At 41.9% G+C, this 17318-nt stretch carries 19 protein-coding genes; 11 read left to right on the top strand and 8 right to left on the bottom strand.

The window, feature by feature from the left end:
* Window positions 1-15: 15 nt before the first annotated feature.
* Window positions 16-1179: an MFS transporter gene (locus MKZ03_RS03710; protein WP_341030972.1), complete on the bottom strand. Its 1164-nt coding sequence runs from the start codon at window positions 1177-1179 to the stop codon at window positions 16-18.
* A gap of 75 nt (window positions 1180-1254) precedes the next feature.
* Here MKZ03_RS03710 and MKZ03_RS03715 point away from each other — a divergent pair, with 75 nt between their 5' ends.
* The 3 genes from MKZ03_RS03715 to MKZ03_RS03725 all read left to right on the top strand — a co-directional run bounded on the left by MKZ03_RS03715 (window position 1255) and on the right by MKZ03_RS03725 (window position 3614).
* A complete protein-coding gene (locus MKZ03_RS03715; RefSeq protein WP_307499294.1) occupies window positions 1255-1632 on the top strand; it encodes an OsmC family protein in 378 nt (125 codons plus the stop codon).
* A gap of 64 nt (window positions 1633-1696) precedes the next feature.
* Entirely contained in the window at window positions 1697-2764 is a 1068-nt protein-coding gene (cax, locus tag MKZ03_RS03720; protein WP_034665131.1) for a calcium/proton exchanger, read from the top strand.
* 67 nt (window positions 2765-2831) lie between these two features.
* A complete protein-coding gene (locus MKZ03_RS03725; RefSeq protein WP_034665127.1) occupies window positions 2832-3614 on the top strand; it encodes a YfkD famly protein in 783 nt (260 codons plus the stop codon).
* Between the two features lie 360 nt (window positions 3615-3974).
* Here the strand turns inward: MKZ03_RS03725 and MKZ03_RS03730 are convergent, their stop codons facing one another.
* The 4 genes from MKZ03_RS03730 to yfkAB all read right to left on the bottom strand — a co-directional run bounded on the left by MKZ03_RS03730 (window position 3975) and on the right by yfkAB (window position 7291).
* The gene (locus tag MKZ03_RS03730) at window positions 3975-4691 is read right to left on the bottom strand and encodes a YebC/PmpR family DNA-binding transcriptional regulator (RefSeq protein ID WP_341030975.1); all 717 of its coding nucleotides are present in this window, start codon (window positions 4689-4691) and stop codon (window positions 3975-3977) included.
* A 131-nt stretch (window positions 4692-4822) separates the two neighbouring features.
* Complete coding sequence (locus MKZ03_RS03735) at window positions 4823-5224, bottom strand: nuclear transport factor 2 family protein (RefSeq protein WP_334750884.1); 402 nt, start codon at window positions 5222-5224, stop codon at window positions 4823-4825.
* A gap of 101 nt (window positions 5225-5325) precedes the next feature.
* Complete coding sequence (locus tag MKZ03_RS03740; RefSeq protein ID WP_060595782.1) at window positions 5326-6162, bottom strand: mechanosensitive ion channel family protein; 837 nt, start codon at window positions 6160-6162, stop codon at window positions 5326-5328.
* Between the two features lie 7 nt (window positions 6163-6169).
* Window positions 6170-7291, bottom strand: coding sequence for a radical SAM/CxCxxxxC motif protein YfkAB (gene yfkAB, locus MKZ03_RS03745; protein ID WP_341030980.1), 1122 nt, complete (start codon window positions 7289-7291; stop codon window positions 6170-6172).
* A gap of 146 nt (window positions 7292-7437) precedes the next feature.
* Here yfkAB and MKZ03_RS03750 point away from each other — a divergent pair, with 146 nt between their 5' ends.
* A complete protein-coding gene (locus MKZ03_RS03750) occupies window positions 7438-7629 on the top strand; it encodes an SE1561 family protein (RefSeq protein WP_012009274.1) in 192 nt (63 codons plus the stop codon).
* A gap of 101 nt (window positions 7630-7730) precedes the next feature.
* Complete coding sequence (gene pdaA, locus MKZ03_RS03755) at window positions 7731-8522, top strand: delta-lactam-biosynthetic de-N-acetylase (protein WP_106051670.1); 792 nt, start codon at window positions 7731-7733, stop codon at window positions 8520-8522.
* 34 nt (window positions 8523-8556) lie between these two features.
* Here pdaA and MKZ03_RS03760 read toward each other — a convergent pair whose 3' ends face one another.
* The 3 genes from MKZ03_RS03760 to MKZ03_RS03770 form a co-directional block, all read right to left on the bottom strand.
* Window positions 8557-9048: a DUF2716 domain-containing protein gene (locus MKZ03_RS03760; protein WP_341030982.1), complete on the bottom strand. Its 492-nt coding sequence runs from the start codon at window positions 9046-9048 to the stop codon at window positions 8557-8559.
* A 32-nt stretch (window positions 9049-9080) separates the two neighbouring features.
* Complete coding sequence (gene corA / locus MKZ03_RS03765; protein ID WP_066031160.1) at window positions 9081-10040, bottom strand: magnesium/cobalt transporter CorA; 960 nt, start codon at window positions 10038-10040, stop codon at window positions 9081-9083.
* 133 nt (window positions 10041-10173) lie between these two features.
* Window positions 10174-10680: a hypothetical protein gene (locus MKZ03_RS03770; RefSeq protein WP_034665101.1), complete on the bottom strand. Its 507-nt coding sequence runs from the start codon at window positions 10678-10680 to the stop codon at window positions 10174-10176.
* A gap of 432 nt (window positions 10681-11112) precedes the next feature.
* On the opposite strand from MKZ03_RS03770, the gene MKZ03_RS03775 reads away from it, so the two are divergent.
* The 6 genes from MKZ03_RS03775 to MKZ03_RS03800 all read left to right on the top strand — a co-directional run bounded on the left by MKZ03_RS03775 (window position 11113) and on the right by MKZ03_RS03800 (window position 17295).
* Entirely contained in the window at window positions 11113-11982 is an 870-nt protein-coding gene (locus tag MKZ03_RS03775) for a DNA-3-methyladenine glycosylase family protein (RefSeq protein ID WP_341030985.1), read from the top strand.
* A gap of 102 nt (window positions 11983-12084) precedes the next feature.
* On the top strand, window positions 12085-13470 hold the full coding sequence (rlmD, locus tag MKZ03_RS03780; RefSeq protein ID WP_060595788.1) for a 23S rRNA (uracil(1939)-C(5))-methyltransferase RlmD: 1386 nt from the start codon (window positions 12085-12087) through the stop codon (window positions 13468-13470).
* A 134-nt stretch (window positions 13471-13604) separates the two neighbouring features.
* Window positions 13605-14015: a DUF6508 domain-containing protein gene (locus MKZ03_RS03785; protein WP_106031330.1), complete on the top strand. Its 411-nt coding sequence runs from the start codon at window positions 13605-13607 to the stop codon at window positions 14013-14015.
* 216 nt (window positions 14016-14231) lie between these two features.
* Window positions 14232-15059, top strand: a complete 828-nt coding sequence (locus MKZ03_RS03790; protein WP_307499305.1) for a MerR family transcriptional regulator — start codon at window positions 14232-14234, stop codon at window positions 15057-15059.
* Window positions 15060-15085: 26 nt separating this feature from the next.
* Complete coding sequence (locus MKZ03_RS03795; protein WP_307499307.1) at window positions 15086-16273, top strand: MFS transporter; 1188 nt, start codon at window positions 15086-15088, stop codon at window positions 16271-16273.
* Between the two features lie 191 nt (window positions 16274-16464).
* A complete protein-coding gene (locus MKZ03_RS03800) occupies window positions 16465-17295 on the top strand; it encodes a DNA alkylation repair protein (protein ID WP_341030987.1) in 831 nt (276 codons plus the stop codon).
* Window positions 17296-17318: the final 23 nt, after the last annotated feature.

A 17318-nucleotide genomic window follows, 5' to 3' on the forward strand; every position in this document is an offset into this window, starting at 1 on the left:
GATCGTCCCTCCATTTTAATGACTTTCACCCACTGCTGCCGTTCGCCCAAATCGAACGCAGAAAAACACGAATAATATCACGATGCTGACAAGGTAAAGTAAATTCATTCCTTCAAACGTTTGCACAAAGATTCCACCGAGAACAGGCCCGAGAATACTCCCCGCACTAAACGCCATCCCGCACATCAAATTTCCAGCAGGCAGCAGATGCTTTGGCAATAAGTCGGTCATATAACTGATGCCAAGTGAGAAGGTAGAGCCTACAGCCATTCCGGCAATAAAGAAACAAATCGCAACAGCCAAAACCGATTGAATGAAAATTCCTGCTAGTAGGAAAAAGAAAGACCCGACGAGTGTGACACATAAAATGATGCGGCGCCTGCCAAACCGGTCGCTGAGCATCCCGAGAGGTAGCTGAAAGACAATACTTCCAATGGCAAACGCAGGTAAAATAAACGCAACTGCATCTACTGTTACCCCGCTTCTGAGTGCATAAACAGGGAAGTTGCTATTGAGTGTCGTTTCTAAAAAGCCATAGCAAAAAGGCATCATAAAGGCGACCCAGCCAAATTGAAAGGCTTTCTTAAAGCGCTTCAAACTGTTTGTCTGCTCTGACGTCTGCACTTCGCCCGTATCTGGATATGTATTTTTCAAAACAAAAACAAGCAGCCAAATACATAAACTAACGGCACCAGAAACAATGAAAGGTAAAGATGGGTTGATTTCAATGAGTGGTGTTAAAAAAGGTCCAGCGGCAAAACCGAGTCCAAAGGATAACCCATACAATGAAATATTTCGCCCGCGATTTCTCGATGACGATGCATAGGTCACCCACGTCTGTGTAGAGAAATGCAGCATATGATCACCAATCCCGATCATGAGCCGCAGGAAGAACCAGACGACATAAGATTCAAAAAACACAAAGCTAAACAAGCTTAAAAAGACAGCAGCGCCCCCAATGACAATTAACGGCTTAAACCCAAACCGGCGAAGCGGCGCTTCCATAAAGGGAGATGCTAGCAGCACGCCAAGATATAAGCCTGTGGCATGCAGACCGTTTAACGTAGGAGAAGTGCCGGCATGTTCAAAAATAATCGAAATGACAGGCAATAACGCTCCCTGCGAAAAACCAGATACAGATACAAGTAAAATTAAAATCATAAAGTGAATTCTCGACATAAGAAGCTCCTTACAAGTTCATATTTTCATCGTACAATGGAACCATAGGGGTTTCAATAGAAAGGTGGAAAAGGAATGAAACTGATATACGAAACGGACCGGTGGATTGCGGGAACAGATGAAAAGCAGCTGTATATCTCAGGAAAAGAAGAAATGGGGTACAGGCCATCTCAATTGTTCACCTCAGCTATTGCAGGCTGCTTTGGAGAAATGCTCATTCATGTATGCCGGAAAAAGCGAATATCCTGTGAAGGGCTGACGATCACACCTGAAACGACAAGAGGAGGAGCTGTAAACAAAATCTCCCGTATTCATTTACATATCATTTTTGAACACATCAATACATCTAAAGAACAAATAGATAAAGTCATCACAATTGCTTTGAAGCATTGTTCGATGGTGCAGTCTGTGAAAGGAAGTATTGAGGTCACCTTTTCACACGAGCGAATCTAAATGTATATGATGCCGGCACTCACGAAAGAATAACAATCAGACATATGTAAAGGAGAATGGCTGTATGAATCGTTTGTTTCTTGTGATTGTCGCAATTGGTGTGCCGCTATCGGTCATTGGCAGTTTTCTTCATTTCCCGCAGGTCATCATGTTTGCCGTGTATTGTATCGCCATTATTGGTCTTGCTAGTTTTATGGGAAGAGCCACAGAAAGTCTTGCCATCATAGCGGGCCCAAGAATTGGCGGGCTTTTAAACGCCACATTTGGAAATGCGGTAGAGTTAATTATTTCATTTTTTGCATTAAAGCAAGGACTGACAGCTATTGTACTTGCTTCATTAACTGGATCAGTTATCGGAAACTTACTGCTTGTGGCGGGGCTGTCTTTTTTCGTTGGCGGATTAAAATATAAGCGCCAAGTGTTCAATGTCCACGATGCAAGGCACAACTCGGGCTTGCTCATGTTTGCCATTATTGTGGCGTTTGTCATTCCAGAAGTGTTTTCGGTGGAGATGGCTGAGGATAAACAATTTGTTTTAAGCATTGGAATTAGCATTGTGATGATTTTGCTTTATGTCGCAGCGCTCTATTTCAAACTGGTCAGCCACCGCGGAGTCTATGTTGCCAAGCTGGAGAGCATGGACGGGGAAGCGGAGACGGAAGAAGAAACACCTGAATGGTCTGGTAAGTTTGCCACTGTGATTTTGCTGCTTGCGACGATTGCCGTTGCGTACATTTCAGAGCGCCTCGTCCATACATTTGATACGGTGGGAGAACAATTTGGCTGGAGTGAGCTGTTTATCGGAGTCATTATTGTGGCCATCGTCGGAAATGCCGCAGAACATGCCTCTGCTGTCATCATGGCGTATAAAAACAAAATGGATGTCGCAGTGGAAATAGCTTTTGGTTCCACACTTCAGGTTGCGATGATGGTGGCACCAATCCTTGTCATCAGCTCGCTTTTTTTCAATACGCAGATGCCGCTCATTTTCTCCTTACCAGAGCTTATTGCGATGGCATCCGCTGTATTACTCACAGTCATTTTATCTAATGACGGAGATACCAATTGGTTTGAAGGTGCCACATTGCTTGCTGCCTATTTCATTATGGCGATTGGATTTTTCCTTTTATAATCTTTTGTGGATAAGGGACGTCTTTGCGGAAAATACTATGAAAAAATGAATGAGAAAGAGTGATGATATGAAAAAGATGCCCCGCATCATGTTTGTTGTTCTCTTATCCTTAAGTTTTCTATACAGCTTTCCACTAGAGGCGGCGAAGCCATTTAAAGTGCCATCCTCTGTCGCCAGTATCTCAAAGGAGAATACGTATCCGAACGCGTCACAGGATCAGCCCCTGCTCCAGCCGAGTGAGCTGACAGCTGAATTGTTCAAAACAACGAATGTACCGATTGAAAATACCCATTTGATCAAAATGCTGAATGAATCCAGCATTTCAGGGACGCCATTAGCGGTTGGATACCGCGCGACCATTTTCCTCGGGAGATGGGCGCTGAGCTACGATTCAAACGAAACGGTTGCCAACTGGGAATACAAAAAAGTGAATACGAACCACATTGATAATAGAGGCGGCAACAAAACAGCCATTGGAAAATACGTTCAAAAGCAGCAAGTGAAAGTGAGCGGCGGGCTCACAGCAAAGGTGCCAAACCCGGAAGATGTGAAAACATTGATGATGCAAAAAGCCATTCAAAAAACAAAGCTGCCCCTCGCTTTTGACACAGTGATTGGCGCAGGAACAAAACGAGATCAGTCGTACCATGTATCTCCGAAAAAAGCAGCTTCGCTTCATGCCTATGCACCAGCGATTAACGAAAAAGGAAAGGTGACATACGGAGAAGTGTACCTTGTGCTTAAAGGAAATAAACGAAAACTCGTCGTGAAAAACGTGACCTCGCAAGGAATCGGCGCTTGGATTCCTGTGCAGGATCACCTGACGTTTGGTTTTCAAGGGATGAATTAAAACAGTCATCTCCTCTTATCAAGAGAGGAGATGACTGTTTTTTTGCTAATTGGATTTCTCTTTTTCCCGTTTCAGTTCACTCTTGTAAAAATCAAAGAGGTTATAGAAAAACCATAAGATGAAAAGAAAGAAGATCACTTTAGTCAATATCGTTAAATTGTTGAAAATAAAACATAGACCAAGAAACGGGATGATCATAAATCCATAATAAGAAACCCCCCATGTTTTAAAGATGGAACTCAGCTCCTTAAAAACTTGTAGAAATTAACATGATATTCACATGGTACATTTTTTTGAGAAAATAAAAAAGCCATAGTAGAAGTTGAATGAACCCAACCACTACTATGGCTTAAATTTTTATTACCCTAAATCCACATTATGATAAACCTGCTGCACGTCTTCAAGCTCTTCTAATACATCGATTAGTTTCTCGAATTGTGCTTTAGATTCATCGTCTAATGTCACTTCGTTTTGAGGAAGCATCGTGATTTCAGCGACAGTAAATTCTTGAGCGCCGGCTTGTTTGAATGCTTCTTGTACTTGATGGAATTGATCTGGTTCAGCGTATACGATCACCGTTTCATCTTCTTCCATGATGTCACGTACATCGATATCTGCTTCCATTAACAGTTCAAGCGTTTCTTCTTCGCTTTTCCCTTCGACACCGATGACTGCCGTTTGGTCAAACATGTAAGCAACAGAACCACTTACGCCCATGTTTCCACCGTTTTTCCCGAAGGCTGCTCGAACATCTGACGCTGTGCGGTTGACGTTATTGGTGAGGGCATCAACGATCACCATCGATCCACTTGGACCAAATCCTTCATAGCGCAGCTCATCGAAGTTCTCTTCTGACCCGCCTTTGGCTTTTTCAATGGCACGGTCTACAATGTGTTTTGGGACACTATATGTTTTGGCACGTTCTAGAACAAAGCGAAGTGCTTGGTTTGATTCTGGGTTTGGCTCACCTTGTTTGGCAGCCACATAGATTTCACGCCCGAATTTTGCGTAAATACGACTTGTATTGGCATCCTTTGATGCTTTCTTTTCTTTAATGTTGTTCCACTTACGACCCATCTTATTCACTCTCTTTCACTTAGTAAATACACAGTATGAGGGTCCCCATGCTGCATGAAATCATTCTGCCTTCTATTATACATGAATCAGTCAAGAGGATAGAAGTAAGAGGGCTGAAATGAAGAGATTTCTTAGCTGATGTGTCCAAGCTGTTCAAGCGTTTCATGCTGCTTGTGAGATCTCGTCAGCTCGTCGCACCGAATGATCCTGCCATCTAATAACGTGAAAAGAGCCATGACATCAATTAAACCCCGGTCCCCGCTTGCGAGTTTCACATGTACAGTGTAACGAAAACACCCTTGCTGCGTATCTTCATCAAATAACACATCATGAAAAGCGGGGATCTCAAGCTGTTTTGTCAATCCTTTTAATGTGGATAGATGCTTTTTAAACTCATCAAGTGTCGAGACCTTTCCATCAGTCACTTGCTGATAATCAGGTGAAAAATAAGCCTCCACTTTTTCTATATTGAATTTGATTAATACCTCTTCATACATCTCTTTAATAAATGATATCGCTTCTTTTTTTGTCATGAATCAACATCCTCTCTTTATGTTAACCAGTTAACTATAATCAATTATAATTAACTAGTTAACAAAAAACAATCAAAAAAATAACCCCATCATAAATGAGGTTATTTTGCAGGCTGGGGATAAACGAGATCTTCAAGCAATTTGACATCATGCTGATGAAGTTGTTTGATCATTTCTTTTCGGACAGCGAGGGCAGCATCGAAGTATTTTTCGTCTTCGACCATTCCTTTCACTGTGATCTCAATCCCGCGGTTCAGCTTGTTCAGGCCCATAATGCCATGGACTTGAAACGGTTCAATGGCATGTTGAAATTCATCTTTTTTGAGAAAATCATGATGCATCTGATTTAAATTGTCACAGGCCGTTTCGAGTGCTTGAAAGGCTGTATCTGGGTTTTGATTCGCACTAATTAATACAGACTCCGTAATCCGCATGTAGTGCATGTTATAGTTTTGAATTTGCCGGATGTCTCCGTTAGAAATGGTTAACAGCTTGCCGCTCCATTCTCTAATTTGCAGAGAACGGAGACCAATCTCTTCAATCGTTCCATTAAAGAGGTTATTTACTGTCACATAATCCCCTTTATGAATCTGACGTTCATAGATCAGAAAAATGCCTGCTAAAATATCGCGAATCAGCGTCTGGGCGCCAAAACCGATGACGATCCCAGCAACACCAGCACCTGCAAGAATTTTCCCGAAATCATGAAAGAAGAGAGAAATGACATACATTACAAAGCAAATCGAAGCGGTGTATTTTGTAACAGATTTGACCAAGCTCTCGATCGTTTTTTTCTTCTTGTCCTCTATAAACTCCGTTCGTTTAAAGAAAATTTGAAGCGCTTTGTTAATCATAAAGACGGCAAGCCAAAGAACGAGTCCAACAAGGAGAATTTCAATGTATTTGTTCTTGACTATTGTCAGAAAAGTATCGTCCATCTATCGGTTACCCCCTGGCTGTACGAGAAGTAAAATCAACATCTTGATAATAGCTGTTTTTCACAAGGACATTCGGACCGAGGCATTGTACGCTTGGACAATGACAATTCAGCTCTTTTGCTAATTTTGTGTCCATCCAGCGTGAATAAGCAGATTGCAATGTATCATTAGCAATGTTTCCAAGCGGCGGTGTATCGCCAAAGTCTGTCACAATAATATTCCCATCAAAAATATTCACATTCAAACGTGAGCGGCCGTCAGGGTCATTTCGTACTGTAACATTTTTCTCCTGGCGTAATCGCTTGAGGAGGCGCTGGTCTTCTTCATCTGTGCTGCAAGAATAAAATGGCAAGGTGCCAAACAGCATCCATGTGTTCTGATCACGAATATTCAGCAGCTGATGAATCGCATCACGCATTTGCGGTAGCGTCAATGATTCAAGGGCGCTGGCAAAATCACTTGGGTACATCGGGTGAACCTCGTGGCGCTGGCATTTCATTTCCTCCACAATTTGTCGGTGGATGTGTTCAATATATGGAAGCGTGCGCTTATTCAGCATGGTTTCAGCAGATACGGTAACACCTGCTTTGACAAGTGCCCGGCTATTTTCAATCATGCGGTTAAATAATTTCTCGCGCTGCTCAAAGGTTGGTTTTCTGTCCATCATCGCAAAACCGACCGTTGCAAACTCTTCGACAGTTCCCCAGTTATGTGAGATGTGAAGGACATCTAAGTATGGAATAATTTCTTCATATCGCGTCAAATCAAGTGTTAAGTTTGAATTGATCTGTGTACGGACGCCGCGTTCATGGGCATATTTTAATAAAGGGACGACATATTCCCGCACAGATTTGAGAGAAAGCATAGGCTCTCCGCCTGTAATACTGATTGAGCGCAGGAGCGGAACTTCATCTAAACGGCGAAGTAACAAATCAAGCGGCAGTGCATGTGGGTCTTTCGGCTGCAAAGTATAGCCAACCGCACAGTGCTCACATCTCATGTTACACAACGTCGTTGTCGTAAATTCAATATTTGTCAGCTTCATTTCTCCGTAATCCTGCACATCGAGATAGGCTTCCCAAGGGTCATATGCAGGTGTAATCGGACGAAGTGCTGTTTTTTGGTTCATGGTATCTATCTCCTTTTCATTCGGGCAAACGTGGACCCGCCAACAGTTAATTTTAAGCCCCATCACCGTTATACGCAAGTGGGGTTTCATTGATTTACAAGGGAAAAAAAGATAAGCTAGAAACAAATGCTAAAGGGAGTGTATCTATGGGCAAGGCAGCAGACAGCAAAGAGCAGCAGGTTGACTATTTAAAGAACCGATTAGATATGTTTATGAATGTGATTGATTCATTAGATCCTGAATCAACAGATGTTGAGGATATAGACAGACTGATCCAGATGATTGACGACCTAGAAGCGAAATATGAACGGTTTAAAAACGATTGGAAGGAAGAATAGCTCGCGCAGTGCGGGCTTTTTTCTTTAATTTGGCAGGTGAATCAATGTATGAGTCTCGGTCTTATTCTGCACAATAGAAGAAAAACCGGGAAGTGACGTAAATGAAAAAATACATGCTCATCTGTTTATGTGCGCTTTTTGTATCCATGCCTCTCTCAGAAGCGGAAGCCGTGTCTAATAAGCCCGTCCACTGGGGATTTGCGAAAAGCAAAGAACACAAGCCAGCAGATGCGGGTAAAGAATTGAACGTCCTTTTAAAAAAGTATGATGCCTTTTATTTAGGAAACACGAAAAAGAAAGAGATTTATTTTACCTTCGACAATGGCTATGAAAATGGGTACACGCCGAAGATCTTAGATGTGCTGAAAAAACATCAAGTACCAGGCACCTTTTTTGTGACAGGGCACTTTGTAAAGGATCAGCCTGAGCTCGTCAAACGGATGGCAGAGGAAGGTCATATCATTGGCAACCATTCCTATCACCATCCAGATTTAACAACAAAGAGTACGAAAGAAATCAAAGAAGAGCTGGGGCGTGTCAATGAAGCCGTGTACAAAATCACTGGAAAACAAGACAACCTCTATCTTCGTCCGCCGCGCGGTGTATTCAGTGAAAGGGTGCTGAAGGAAACAAAAGAGCTCGGCTACCAAACCGTTTTCTGGTCAGTGGCGTTTGTGGACTGGCATATTCATCATCAAAAAGGAAAACAGTATGCCTACGATCAAATGATGAAGCAGGCGCACCCAGGTGCCATTTACTTACTTCATACCGTCTCAAGGGACAATGCCGAGGCATTGGATGATGCCATCACGGCTCTGAAAAAACAAGGATATTCCTTTAAAAGCCTAGACGATCTCATGCTTGAAAAAGTATGGCATCTGCCTCAGCTATAGAAAAAAGCTTGCAGAAGACCTGCGAGCTTTTTCTTTATCCTTCTCTTATTTTACGCTGAAACAAAATCGGGTGATGACGCGTAAAAGAGTCAATCAAGCCCTCACCAAAAATCGTGATTGTTTGCTCCCAAGGATGTCCTAGCAAGCCCCAATGCATCTCTTTTGATAAAAAGAAATCATAATCCCCGTTAGGAAGCACAGGGACTCTCCATTCCCCAATTTCATCTTTTTCAAATGACTCGTATGGTGTGATCCAGTAGCATTCGTGCTGCCAATCGAGTGCCAGCATATATTCGTCTGTTCTCATATGCTCCTGAAAAGCAAGTAACGCTTTCTCTTCAAGGTCTTTCTCCGCATGTAGAAGGGAAGGGTCCTCAAAATAAGCAGAAATATCATATGTAATATAAGGAGATGGTACGTGGAATGAGGGAAAACGAGAGATGCTTGGATTAAATTTGAAATCTCGATAGAACGTCTTCCATACCAGCTTTAGTTCTTGATGAGTCAATGGAATCCAGTTTTTCATCTAACCGCCCCCTCAGCCATTTACTCTACACATTATTTGAATATGCGGAACCATCCTTTATGCTTAAACCACAAAAGCATACCCGAGACGAGCAGACCCATGAAAATCAGCACCCCAAAATAGCCATACTTCCAGTGTAATTCAGGCATGTTATCAAAGTTCATTCCGTACACCCCAACAATAAAGGTCAGTGGGATAAAAATGGTCGACACAATGGTCAATGTCATCATGATCGCATTCATTCGATTGGAATTCAGCGTCTGATAGCTGTCTCTTAAATCTGCTGTCATTTCTCGGTTCGATTCGACAATCTCTGTTAATTTCAATAAGTGATCATAAATATCATTAAAATATGCTTGACGATTTGTATCGCTTTTCATCATGTGCGTGTTTACAATACGATATAAAAGATCCCTCATCGGGATAATCGTTCGTCGCAGCTTGAGCAAATCGGATCGAATTCCGAATACTTCGTTCATCAGCGTTCCATATGTTTTATGACCTTCTTCATCCTCAATTTCATTCAGCCTGTCCTCAATTTGATAAATAATAGGGAAATAATCATCGGTAAGCTGATCAATCAGCATATAAGCAATATGCTCAGGTCCGCTATTTCGGGTTTTGTCAGATTCTTTGAGCTTTCGAATGACACGGTCAATGTATGGCGCCTCCTTCAAATGAAAGGTCACGATATAATTGTCACCGACAAACAGATCGATTTCCTCAGATCGAAGCGTCTTTTGATTCAGGGCATGAAGCACGAAAAATAAATACCCTTCATAAAAATCAAGCTTCGGCCGCTGTAAATAATGGAAGCAATCCTCAATCGCAAGCGGATGGAACTGAAAGTATTCCTTCAAAAGCGCTGCTTCCTTTTCTGTTGGCGCATGGAAATCAATCCAGTACCAGGCGATATCGGGGCTTGAAAGCTGCTGTAATGTTGCATGTTCAATCAAGTCACCGTTTTTTGTCACTGCAATTTTTTTCAGCATGTGCACCCCTCCAGACTTGCATTATATCATGAAGCAGCACCGGTGAACTTATACGTGTTCTGCATAAAAAAAGCCGATCTCATCACTGAGATCGGTCCAATGTGCGTGTATGATTGATGGATAAAAACGAGAATTAAGGACGACGGAAGTTGACGAAGCCACCGTTACGGTCGAACCAGCCTCTAAATGCCCAGTTGATGTAGCCGCCGTCACCTTTGTTTGTGAAAGATCCATTTTCAAATACCCAAACTCCGTAAGTAATGCTTCCGTATTTCACAGTAGCAAACGTTTTGACTCCGTTGAAACGAGTCTCATAACCTTGGCTTAAGTTAAATACCATGACATTGTATTTTGAGCCCGCAGCATAGAAAGCAGACTCCATTAGTCCTTTGACAAAGCCTTCACGGTTTGTGTTAGCATTTGCAGCATTGATTAATGCATTAGCTATACCAAGTACGTCAAAGTTAATATTAACGTTTCCTGCGGTTGTAGATGCTTTACTTTCAGCAGCTTTGTTTAAAACAGTTTGCTGAACAGTAGTTGAAACTGGAGTAGTTTTTTGTTCAGCAGCGTCAGCGAATACTGGTAGTGTCGAAGAAACAGCAGTGGCAAGGGCAACAGAAAGAATGGTTTTTTTCATTGGTCGGATCTCCTTTGTTTTTAAATTTTGGGTCTTTCTTTTCGTAAAAAGTGAAACTAGGTGAAGCCGGTTATCAATGAGGTAAAATATGTTCCTGCAAGATAAAACAAATGATTGCCTAATCAGCTAATTCCTTTGTTCACCTCCTTGATATGTCATAATTATACAAATGTTTTCGGAATAGAAGATATCACCCAGAGGTTCTATTTCTAATTTAAGGTAAATAATCCTAAAATATTGAAGGGTTCTGTCGAATTTTAGCTGAATTCGACTAAAAATGTTCCTTCATCCAAAAGGAAAATGACCATAAATAAGGAAGATATAACTGATAAATTCTTGTACTCTTTATGTTTAAAAGTATTCAATATGGAGAATCATTCATGCAAAGTGAAACAATCGCATCTGCGTGTTTGCAGAAAGGAAGAGGAAAACATGTGGGAAAAAGAGCTGGTGGTGGAGCCGCCGTATCATTTCGATCAAGTGCTCAGACGCTTATCAAGTGATCCATTAAAAGCAGTCGATTTGAATAAACGAGAAATCAAAGTACCAATTAGGTTAGAACAAAAACCATACGTTGTCGTCGTTCAAGCCACCGGAACAAAAGAAGCGCCCACGTTTCGGGTGCAAGGAAAAGGTCCTGAGGAACCTCTCATATGTGAGGTGAAGCGGATATTTGGCATGAAGCATCAATTACACTCTGTGCATGAGCATTTTTCTCAAACGAATTTAGCGTCCATATTTGAGCGTCATGTCGGGACACCGCTCATGCTGGATTTTCATTTATATCATTGTTTGATGAAATGCATCATTCATCAGCAGCTCAATCTGGCGTTTGCTTATGAGCTCACGAAACGGTTTGTTCATACGTACGGTGAGCAAATAGAAGGCGTTTGGTTTGATCCTTTACCGGAAGCCATCGCCTCACTTGAAACAGAGGATTTGAGAAAGCTCCAATTTAGTCAGCGGAAAGCGGAATATGTCATCGATGTATCGAAGCGAATTGTGAGCGGCTCTCTTTGTTTAGAAGAATTACACGATTTAACTGATCTGGAGGTGGAAGAACGTCTGCTTCCGATTAGAGGGATTGGACCTTGGACAGTTCAAAATGTGCTCATGAATGGACTTGGAAGACCAAATCTCTTTCCGATGGCAGATATCGGTATTCAAAACGCCATCAAGCGGCATTTTGACCTGCCTGAAAAGCCGACAAAAGAAGAAATGGCAGCATTAAGCAAGGAGTGGACCCCGTATTTAAGCTACGCTTCTTTATATTTATGGAGAAGCATTGAGACAGATAAATAAATGAAAGGGATTTTCTCTCTTTGTCCAAGTCATGATATACTAATGAGATGGAATAAAATGAAGACAACCTATCAAGGGTTCAGATAGAACGGAGAGAATGAAGTGAAGGAAAAACAGCAAGGTGCCCTTTTACAAAAGGGACAGCAGTTCCCGCTTACCATTAAACGCCTTGGCATTAATGGGGAAGGGGTCGGTTATTTTAAAAAGCAAGTGGTCTTTGTCCCGGGTGCGCTTCCAGGCGAAGAAGTGGTTGTGGAAGCAACGAATGTCCAAGCAAAATATGCAGAAGGTACGGTCAGGAAAGTCCGAAAGCGCTCCGAGCATCGAGTGAAACCGCCATGCCCAGTATACGAGCAGTGCGGAGGCTGTCAGCTTCAGCATTTGGCATACGAGCAGCAGCTAAAGGAAAAACGAGATATTGTTATTCAATCAATAGAACGACATACGAAGCTATCAGTTGAAAAGCTAGATATTCGACCAACGATCGGTATGGAAGATCCGTGGCACTACCGAAACAAAAGCCAGTTCCAAGTAGGGCGTTCTCACAGCGGTGACATCATTGCTGGGCTTTATGGACTGAACTCTCATAAGCTTGTACCGATCAAGGAATGTATCGTGCAGCATCCAAATACGAACAAAACAACGGGCGTTGTCCGCAAAATCTTAGAGAAATTCGGTGTATCGGTCTACAATGAACGGACGAGAAAAGGCGACGTACGCTCAATTGTTGTGCGTGTCGGTTTTGAAACAGGTGAAGTACAGGTCGTTCTAGTCACATCAAAACCTGAATTTCCAAAGAAAAAAGAAATCGCCGAAGCCATTCAAAAACGTCTGCCAGAAGTGACGTCCATTATGCACAATGTCAACGGTGAAAAAACGTCGGTCATCTTTGGCCATAAGACATCTCACCTAGCTGGCAACATGGTCATTCAAGAATTTTTAGGAGACGTCTCCTTTGAACTGAGTGCACGTGCTTTCTTCCAATTGAATCCGAAGCAAACGCTAAAGCTTTACGACGAAGCGAAAAAAGCGGCCAAACTGACTGGCAAAGAAAAGGTTGTCGATGCATATTGCGGCGTTGGAACCATTGGTATGTGGCTCTCAGATGGTGCAAAAGAAGTAAGAGGAATGGATGTCATCAAAGAATCGATTGATGATGCCAAGAAAAATGCCAAAAAACATGGCATGAAAAACGCGACCTATGTGACAGGAACAGCTGAACACTGGCTGCCAAAATGGGTCAAAGAAGGCTTCCGTCCTGACGTCATCGTCGTGGACCCGCCAAGAACAGGCTGCGAGCGCACCTTCTTAGACACTGTCAAACAAGTCAAACCAAAACGCCTTGTCTACGTCTCTTGCAACCCATCAACATTAGCAAAAGACCTCGAATACATGTCAAAAGACTACAAAATCGAATACATGCAGCCAGTCGATATGTTTCCGCAAACGGCGCATGTGGAGACAGTTGTATCAATGGTTAGAGTATAAAAAGTGAAGTGAATAAAGACTGTCCGTGATTTGAATACTGGTGTCTAGCTGGTAGGATGATCACGGATTTTTTTATACTGATCCATAGGTGTCGATCAGAGTAAACCATATAAAGGAGATAGAGGAGGATGAAAATGAGTCAATTCGATATTCTAACAAAATACATACCGCTGCTTCAGGAAGATCATATTGGAGAATGGGTAATCGATCAAGAAAATGATGGAACAGCTGAACGCCCAATTCAGATGCCCTTTGTGAATTATTCCGAAACGGTTCGTCACTTGATCGAAGATGTTTATACCTTTGCAAAACAACATCAAGAGCTGGAGCTTACCCGCTACAGAGAGATCCTCAAAGAAAATGGGATTGAAGGTGGACCGAACGATATGGAGAATGTGGACATTTCAAATTTAAATGCGCAGTGTGTGCTTGCTCTCATGATGGGGGTTGTAAGAGCCGAACGGTTTAGCGAGGGTGCCATATTCAATTTCTTTAAAAGTGGAGATATTGTAAAGTGCCTGAAAAGATTGGATTGTTTGGGGTAAATGAATAAATTCAAGGGGTGATGGCATGTGCTCCGCTCTTATCAGAAAGCATTCTTTTAAAAGTGAATCGAAAACCTTCGTTTTAGGCACTATTTGAAAATAGTGCTTTTTTGTTTCTACTGAAGCGAATCGACATTTTTAAATTCTTCAGTTGACCTTCCCCTTAACTGAAAGGTTTATACTTTGATCAGATCAACAAAACGGAGGAGATGCAGGATGTTCAAGATCGGCGATTTTTCTATGTTAAGTAAAGTGCCTGTTAAAACCTTAAGATATTATGACCAAATTGATTTATTAAAGCCTAAGCAGATTGATCAAGATTCGGGATACCGATATTACTCAGCTGAGCAGCTGCTTGAGGTCAATCGAATTTTTCTGTACAAGGAATTGGGCTTTACGTTAAAGCAAATGGCTCAGCTTCTTCGGGAAGATATTTCGGTAGAGCAGATTCAGGGCATGTTTCTGCTGAAAGAAAGTGAGATTCAGCAATTGATCGAGAGAGAACAACAGAAATTAGCGCGTATTAAGGAGCGGATGCACCTCATCAAACGAGAGGGGTGTGTTGAAAAAGAACAGGAGGTCATCATCAAATCTGTTGAAAGCAAACGCATCATGTCTTTTCAAACTAACGGAACTGTTGATGAGATCCCCTCATTCTTTCAAACGTTTCATCATTTATTACTTAAAAATCAACAAGAATCGATCTCGGGACCACAAGTGGTGCTGTGGAGGGACTCATTCGAAAAAGAAAGTGAGTTCGAATTTGAGGTGGGGTATTCCGTCAAATCGTTAAGGGGCACTCTTCCTCAAGGAATCAAGATACGTACGTTACCTGCAGAAGAAACCATGGCGACGCTGTTATTTCATTCACATTCTCCATCCGCACAAACTGCTTGTATTGACCTGGCAACATGGATCGAAAATAACGGATACCGCGTGAAAGAAGACCAGCCGGGCCGAGAGATTTATTACCCTTTGTCTGAAAATGAAGAAGGCAGACTCATTGAAATTCAAATTCCTATTAAAGATGAGATCAAATCGTAAACTTTGCCCAAAGGAGAAAAGTCACGATGAAAAATAAAACCGTTGTCTATTTACTTGCATTAGCAGCCTTTTTAATTGGAACGATTGAATATATCATTACAGGCATTATCCAGATGGTCGCAGATGATTTACATGTCACGACGTCTGCTGCTGGATTATTGGTCACGTCTTTAGCTCTCTCAGCAGCCATCGGCGCACCGATTGTCATTGCACTGACGATCAATATGGACCGCAGAAAAATACTATCATGGATGCTGATCATTTTTATTTTAAGTAATTTCATCACAAGTGTCAGCCATTCGTTTGAAATGGTAATGATGACAAGGATTTTACAAGGAATCAGTGGGGGGACGGCTATTGTAGTGGCAATGGCTGTTGCGACTCGTCTTGTAGAACGTGAAAAAAGAGGAACAGCCATTGGCATCATTTTAATGGGATTAAGCAGCTCCTTGGTTTTGGGCGTTCCCATCGGGACATTTCTAAGCAGTATAATCGGATGGAAAGCATTATTCGCAACCATTGGATTGATCACGCTTATTCCGCTGATTGTTGTGTATAGGCGAATTCCCTCTATGAAAGAACAAGAACCGGTGACACTTGGTATGCAATTATCGATTTTAAAAGATAAGCGAATATTACTTGCGGTGTCAGTGACGCTATTCTATGTAGGTGGATATTCCACGTTATTTACCTATTTAACGCCCTTCCTGCAAGCATCAGCAAACCTTAGTATCACAGAAATCAGTGGCATTTTATTACTAGCTGGAATATGCAGCTTTTTGGGCTCCAGCCTTGGAGGGATTGCGGCAGATAAAAAGGGCCCAATATTCACGATTTTCTCAGGAATCATTTTGCAAATCATCATGCTCATGCTGCTAGCATTTGTCACAGGGAATCTCGTGGTCATGGTGGCTGTCATCATGATATGGATGATCGCTACATGGAGCACATCACCAGCTCAGCAGCTATATCTTGTAACACTTGTACCAAAATCTCCTGATATCGCATTAAGTGTCAATACATCATTTATTCAATTCGGATTTGCCTTAGGCTCTGGTGTAGGAGGGATTTTGTTAAGCGAAACATCTATATTAAACCTAAGCTGGATCAGTGCTGGAACCGTTTTTCTCGCTTTACTCATGACCATTCTAATGGTGGCGTTTGACCGTTTTTCTCAGCATAAGAGTTTGAAGGTGCTCGAACAAGGAAGCTAACTTAAATTCAATTTTGTATAGAAGGAACTACTTATTTCGGGTAGTTCCTTTTTGATTTGAAGAATGAACCAGTGAAGTTGTTTATTTGCTACAATAGGAGTCAATATCCAAAGAATGAAGGCATCAACAAATTTCTTTTAAAAACGATGAATGTCTAACAAAAGAACTGCTAGACGAGGAGAGAAAATAGAATGCAAATAAGTGAGGATATCATCAATCGAAAAGGCGCTCGAAAGGGGACTGATATCCCTCGTGACGTCTGGATCCTTTTGAATCAGGGAGAGATCGAAAGTGTGAATTTAACTGAATGGCTGGCTGTCAATCATATGACGCTAATACAGCATGTTTTGCCGTCCGTTGGTTTAGACCATTATATAGACGATATTTCATCTGAGATCACTAAACAAAAAGCTGAATCAGGAATGAAAGCAATTCGTCTCATCGGTCAATTGTTAGATGAAGTGCTACACGAAGAGAATGAGGAAAAACAAGCGGAAGTACTACAGGCATTTGCTCACCACGTATCTGATAGCGTTCGCTGTTGGGCTGCTTATATGAACAAACAACACTTATCAACTCTGGAAGAGAAACTTGCGTACATTCAGCCATTTGCAGCTGATCATCATTTTGGTGTACGAGAAATTGCGTGGATGTCAGTGAGAGAAAGCCTCAGTCATCAGCTTGATCAAAGTATAGAATATTTAACAGAATGGGCAAAAAGCGGGGATGAAAATATTCGCCGGTTCTCTGTAGAGTCGATCCGTCCTAGAGGGGTATGGACAAAGCATATTGAGTTATTAAAACAAGAGCCAGAGAGGGCACTGCCTATTCTAAATTTACTCAAATCCGATCTATCAACATATGTTCAAGATTCTGTAGGAAACTGGCTCAATGACGCTAGTAAAACACAGCCAAATTGGGTAACAAACCTGTGCGACCAGTGGTCAAAGGATTCTGATACAAAAGCAACTAGCAGAATTGTTAAGAAAGCCAAGAGAACGATTGTGAAGGGGAATTTGTGAATAAGAATATGAATTGAAATTTC

Origin of the sequence: Bacillus sp. FSL R5-0431 (genome assembly GCF_038002985.1) — a bacterium.
Lineage (GTDB): Bacteria > Bacillota > Bacilli > Bacillales > Bacillaceae > Bacillus.

Coding starts and splice junctions, on each gene's coding strand:
- MKZ03_RS03775 (WP_341030985.1), top strand. CDS start 11,113: ATGTGGGAAAAAGAGCTGGTGGTGGAGCCGCCGTATCATTTCGATCAA.
- cax (WP_034665131.1), top strand. CDS start 1,697: ATGAATCGTTTGTTTCTTGTGATTGTCGCAATTGGTGTGCCGCTATCG.
- MKZ03_RS03710 (WP_341030972.1), bottom strand. CDS start 1,179: ATGTCGAGAATTCACTTTATGATTTTAATTTTACTTGTATCTGTATCT.
- MKZ03_RS03735 (WP_334750884.1), bottom strand. CDS start 5,224: ATGACAAAAAAAGAAGCGATATCATTTATTAAAGAGATGTATGAAGAG.
- MKZ03_RS03740 (WP_060595782.1), bottom strand. CDS start 6,162: ATGGACGATACTTTTCTGACAATAGTCAAGAACAAATACATTGAAATT.
- pdaA (WP_106051670.1), top strand. CDS start 7,731: ATGAAAAAATACATGCTCATCTGTTTATGTGCGCTTTTTGTATCCATG.
- MKZ03_RS03790 (WP_307499305.1), top strand. CDS start 14,232: ATGTTCAAGATCGGCGATTTTTCTATGTTAAGTAAAGTGCCTGTTAAA.
- MKZ03_RS03785 (WP_106031330.1), top strand. CDS start 13,605: ATGAGTCAATTCGATATTCTAACAAAATACATACCGCTGCTTCAGGAA.
- MKZ03_RS03750 (WP_012009274.1), top strand. CDS start 7,438: ATGGGCAAGGCAGCAGACAGCAAAGAGCAGCAGGTTGACTATTTAAAG.
- MKZ03_RS03725 (WP_034665127.1), top strand. CDS start 2,832: ATGAAAAAGATGCCCCGCATCATGTTTGTTGTTCTCTTATCCTTAAGT.
- MKZ03_RS03760 (WP_341030982.1), bottom strand. CDS start 9,048: ATGAAAAACTGGATTCCATTGACTCATCAAGAACTAAAGCTGGTATGG.
- yfkAB (WP_341030980.1), bottom strand. CDS start 7,291: ATGAACCAAAAAACAGCACTTCGTCCGATTACACCTGCATATGACCCT.
- corA (WP_066031160.1), bottom strand. CDS start 10,040: ATGCTGAAAAAAATTGCAGTGACAAAAAACGGTGACTTGATTGAACAT.
- MKZ03_RS03800 (WP_341030987.1), top strand. CDS start 16,465: ATGCAAATAAGTGAGGATATCATCAATCGAAAAGGCGCTCGAAAGGGG.
- MKZ03_RS03770 (WP_034665101.1), bottom strand. CDS start 10,680: ATGAAAAAAACCATTCTTTCTGTTGCCCTTGCCACTGCTGTTTCTTCG.
- MKZ03_RS03730 (WP_341030975.1), bottom strand. CDS start 4,691: ATGGGTCGTAAGTGGAACAACATTAAAGAAAAGAAAGCATCAAAGGAT.
- MKZ03_RS03795 (WP_307499307.1), top strand. CDS start 15,086: ATGAAAAATAAAACCGTTGTCTATTTACTTGCATTAGCAGCCTTTTTA.
- MKZ03_RS03715 (WP_307499294.1), top strand. CDS start 1,255: ATGAAACTGATATACGAAACGGACCGGTGGATTGCGGGAACAGATGAA.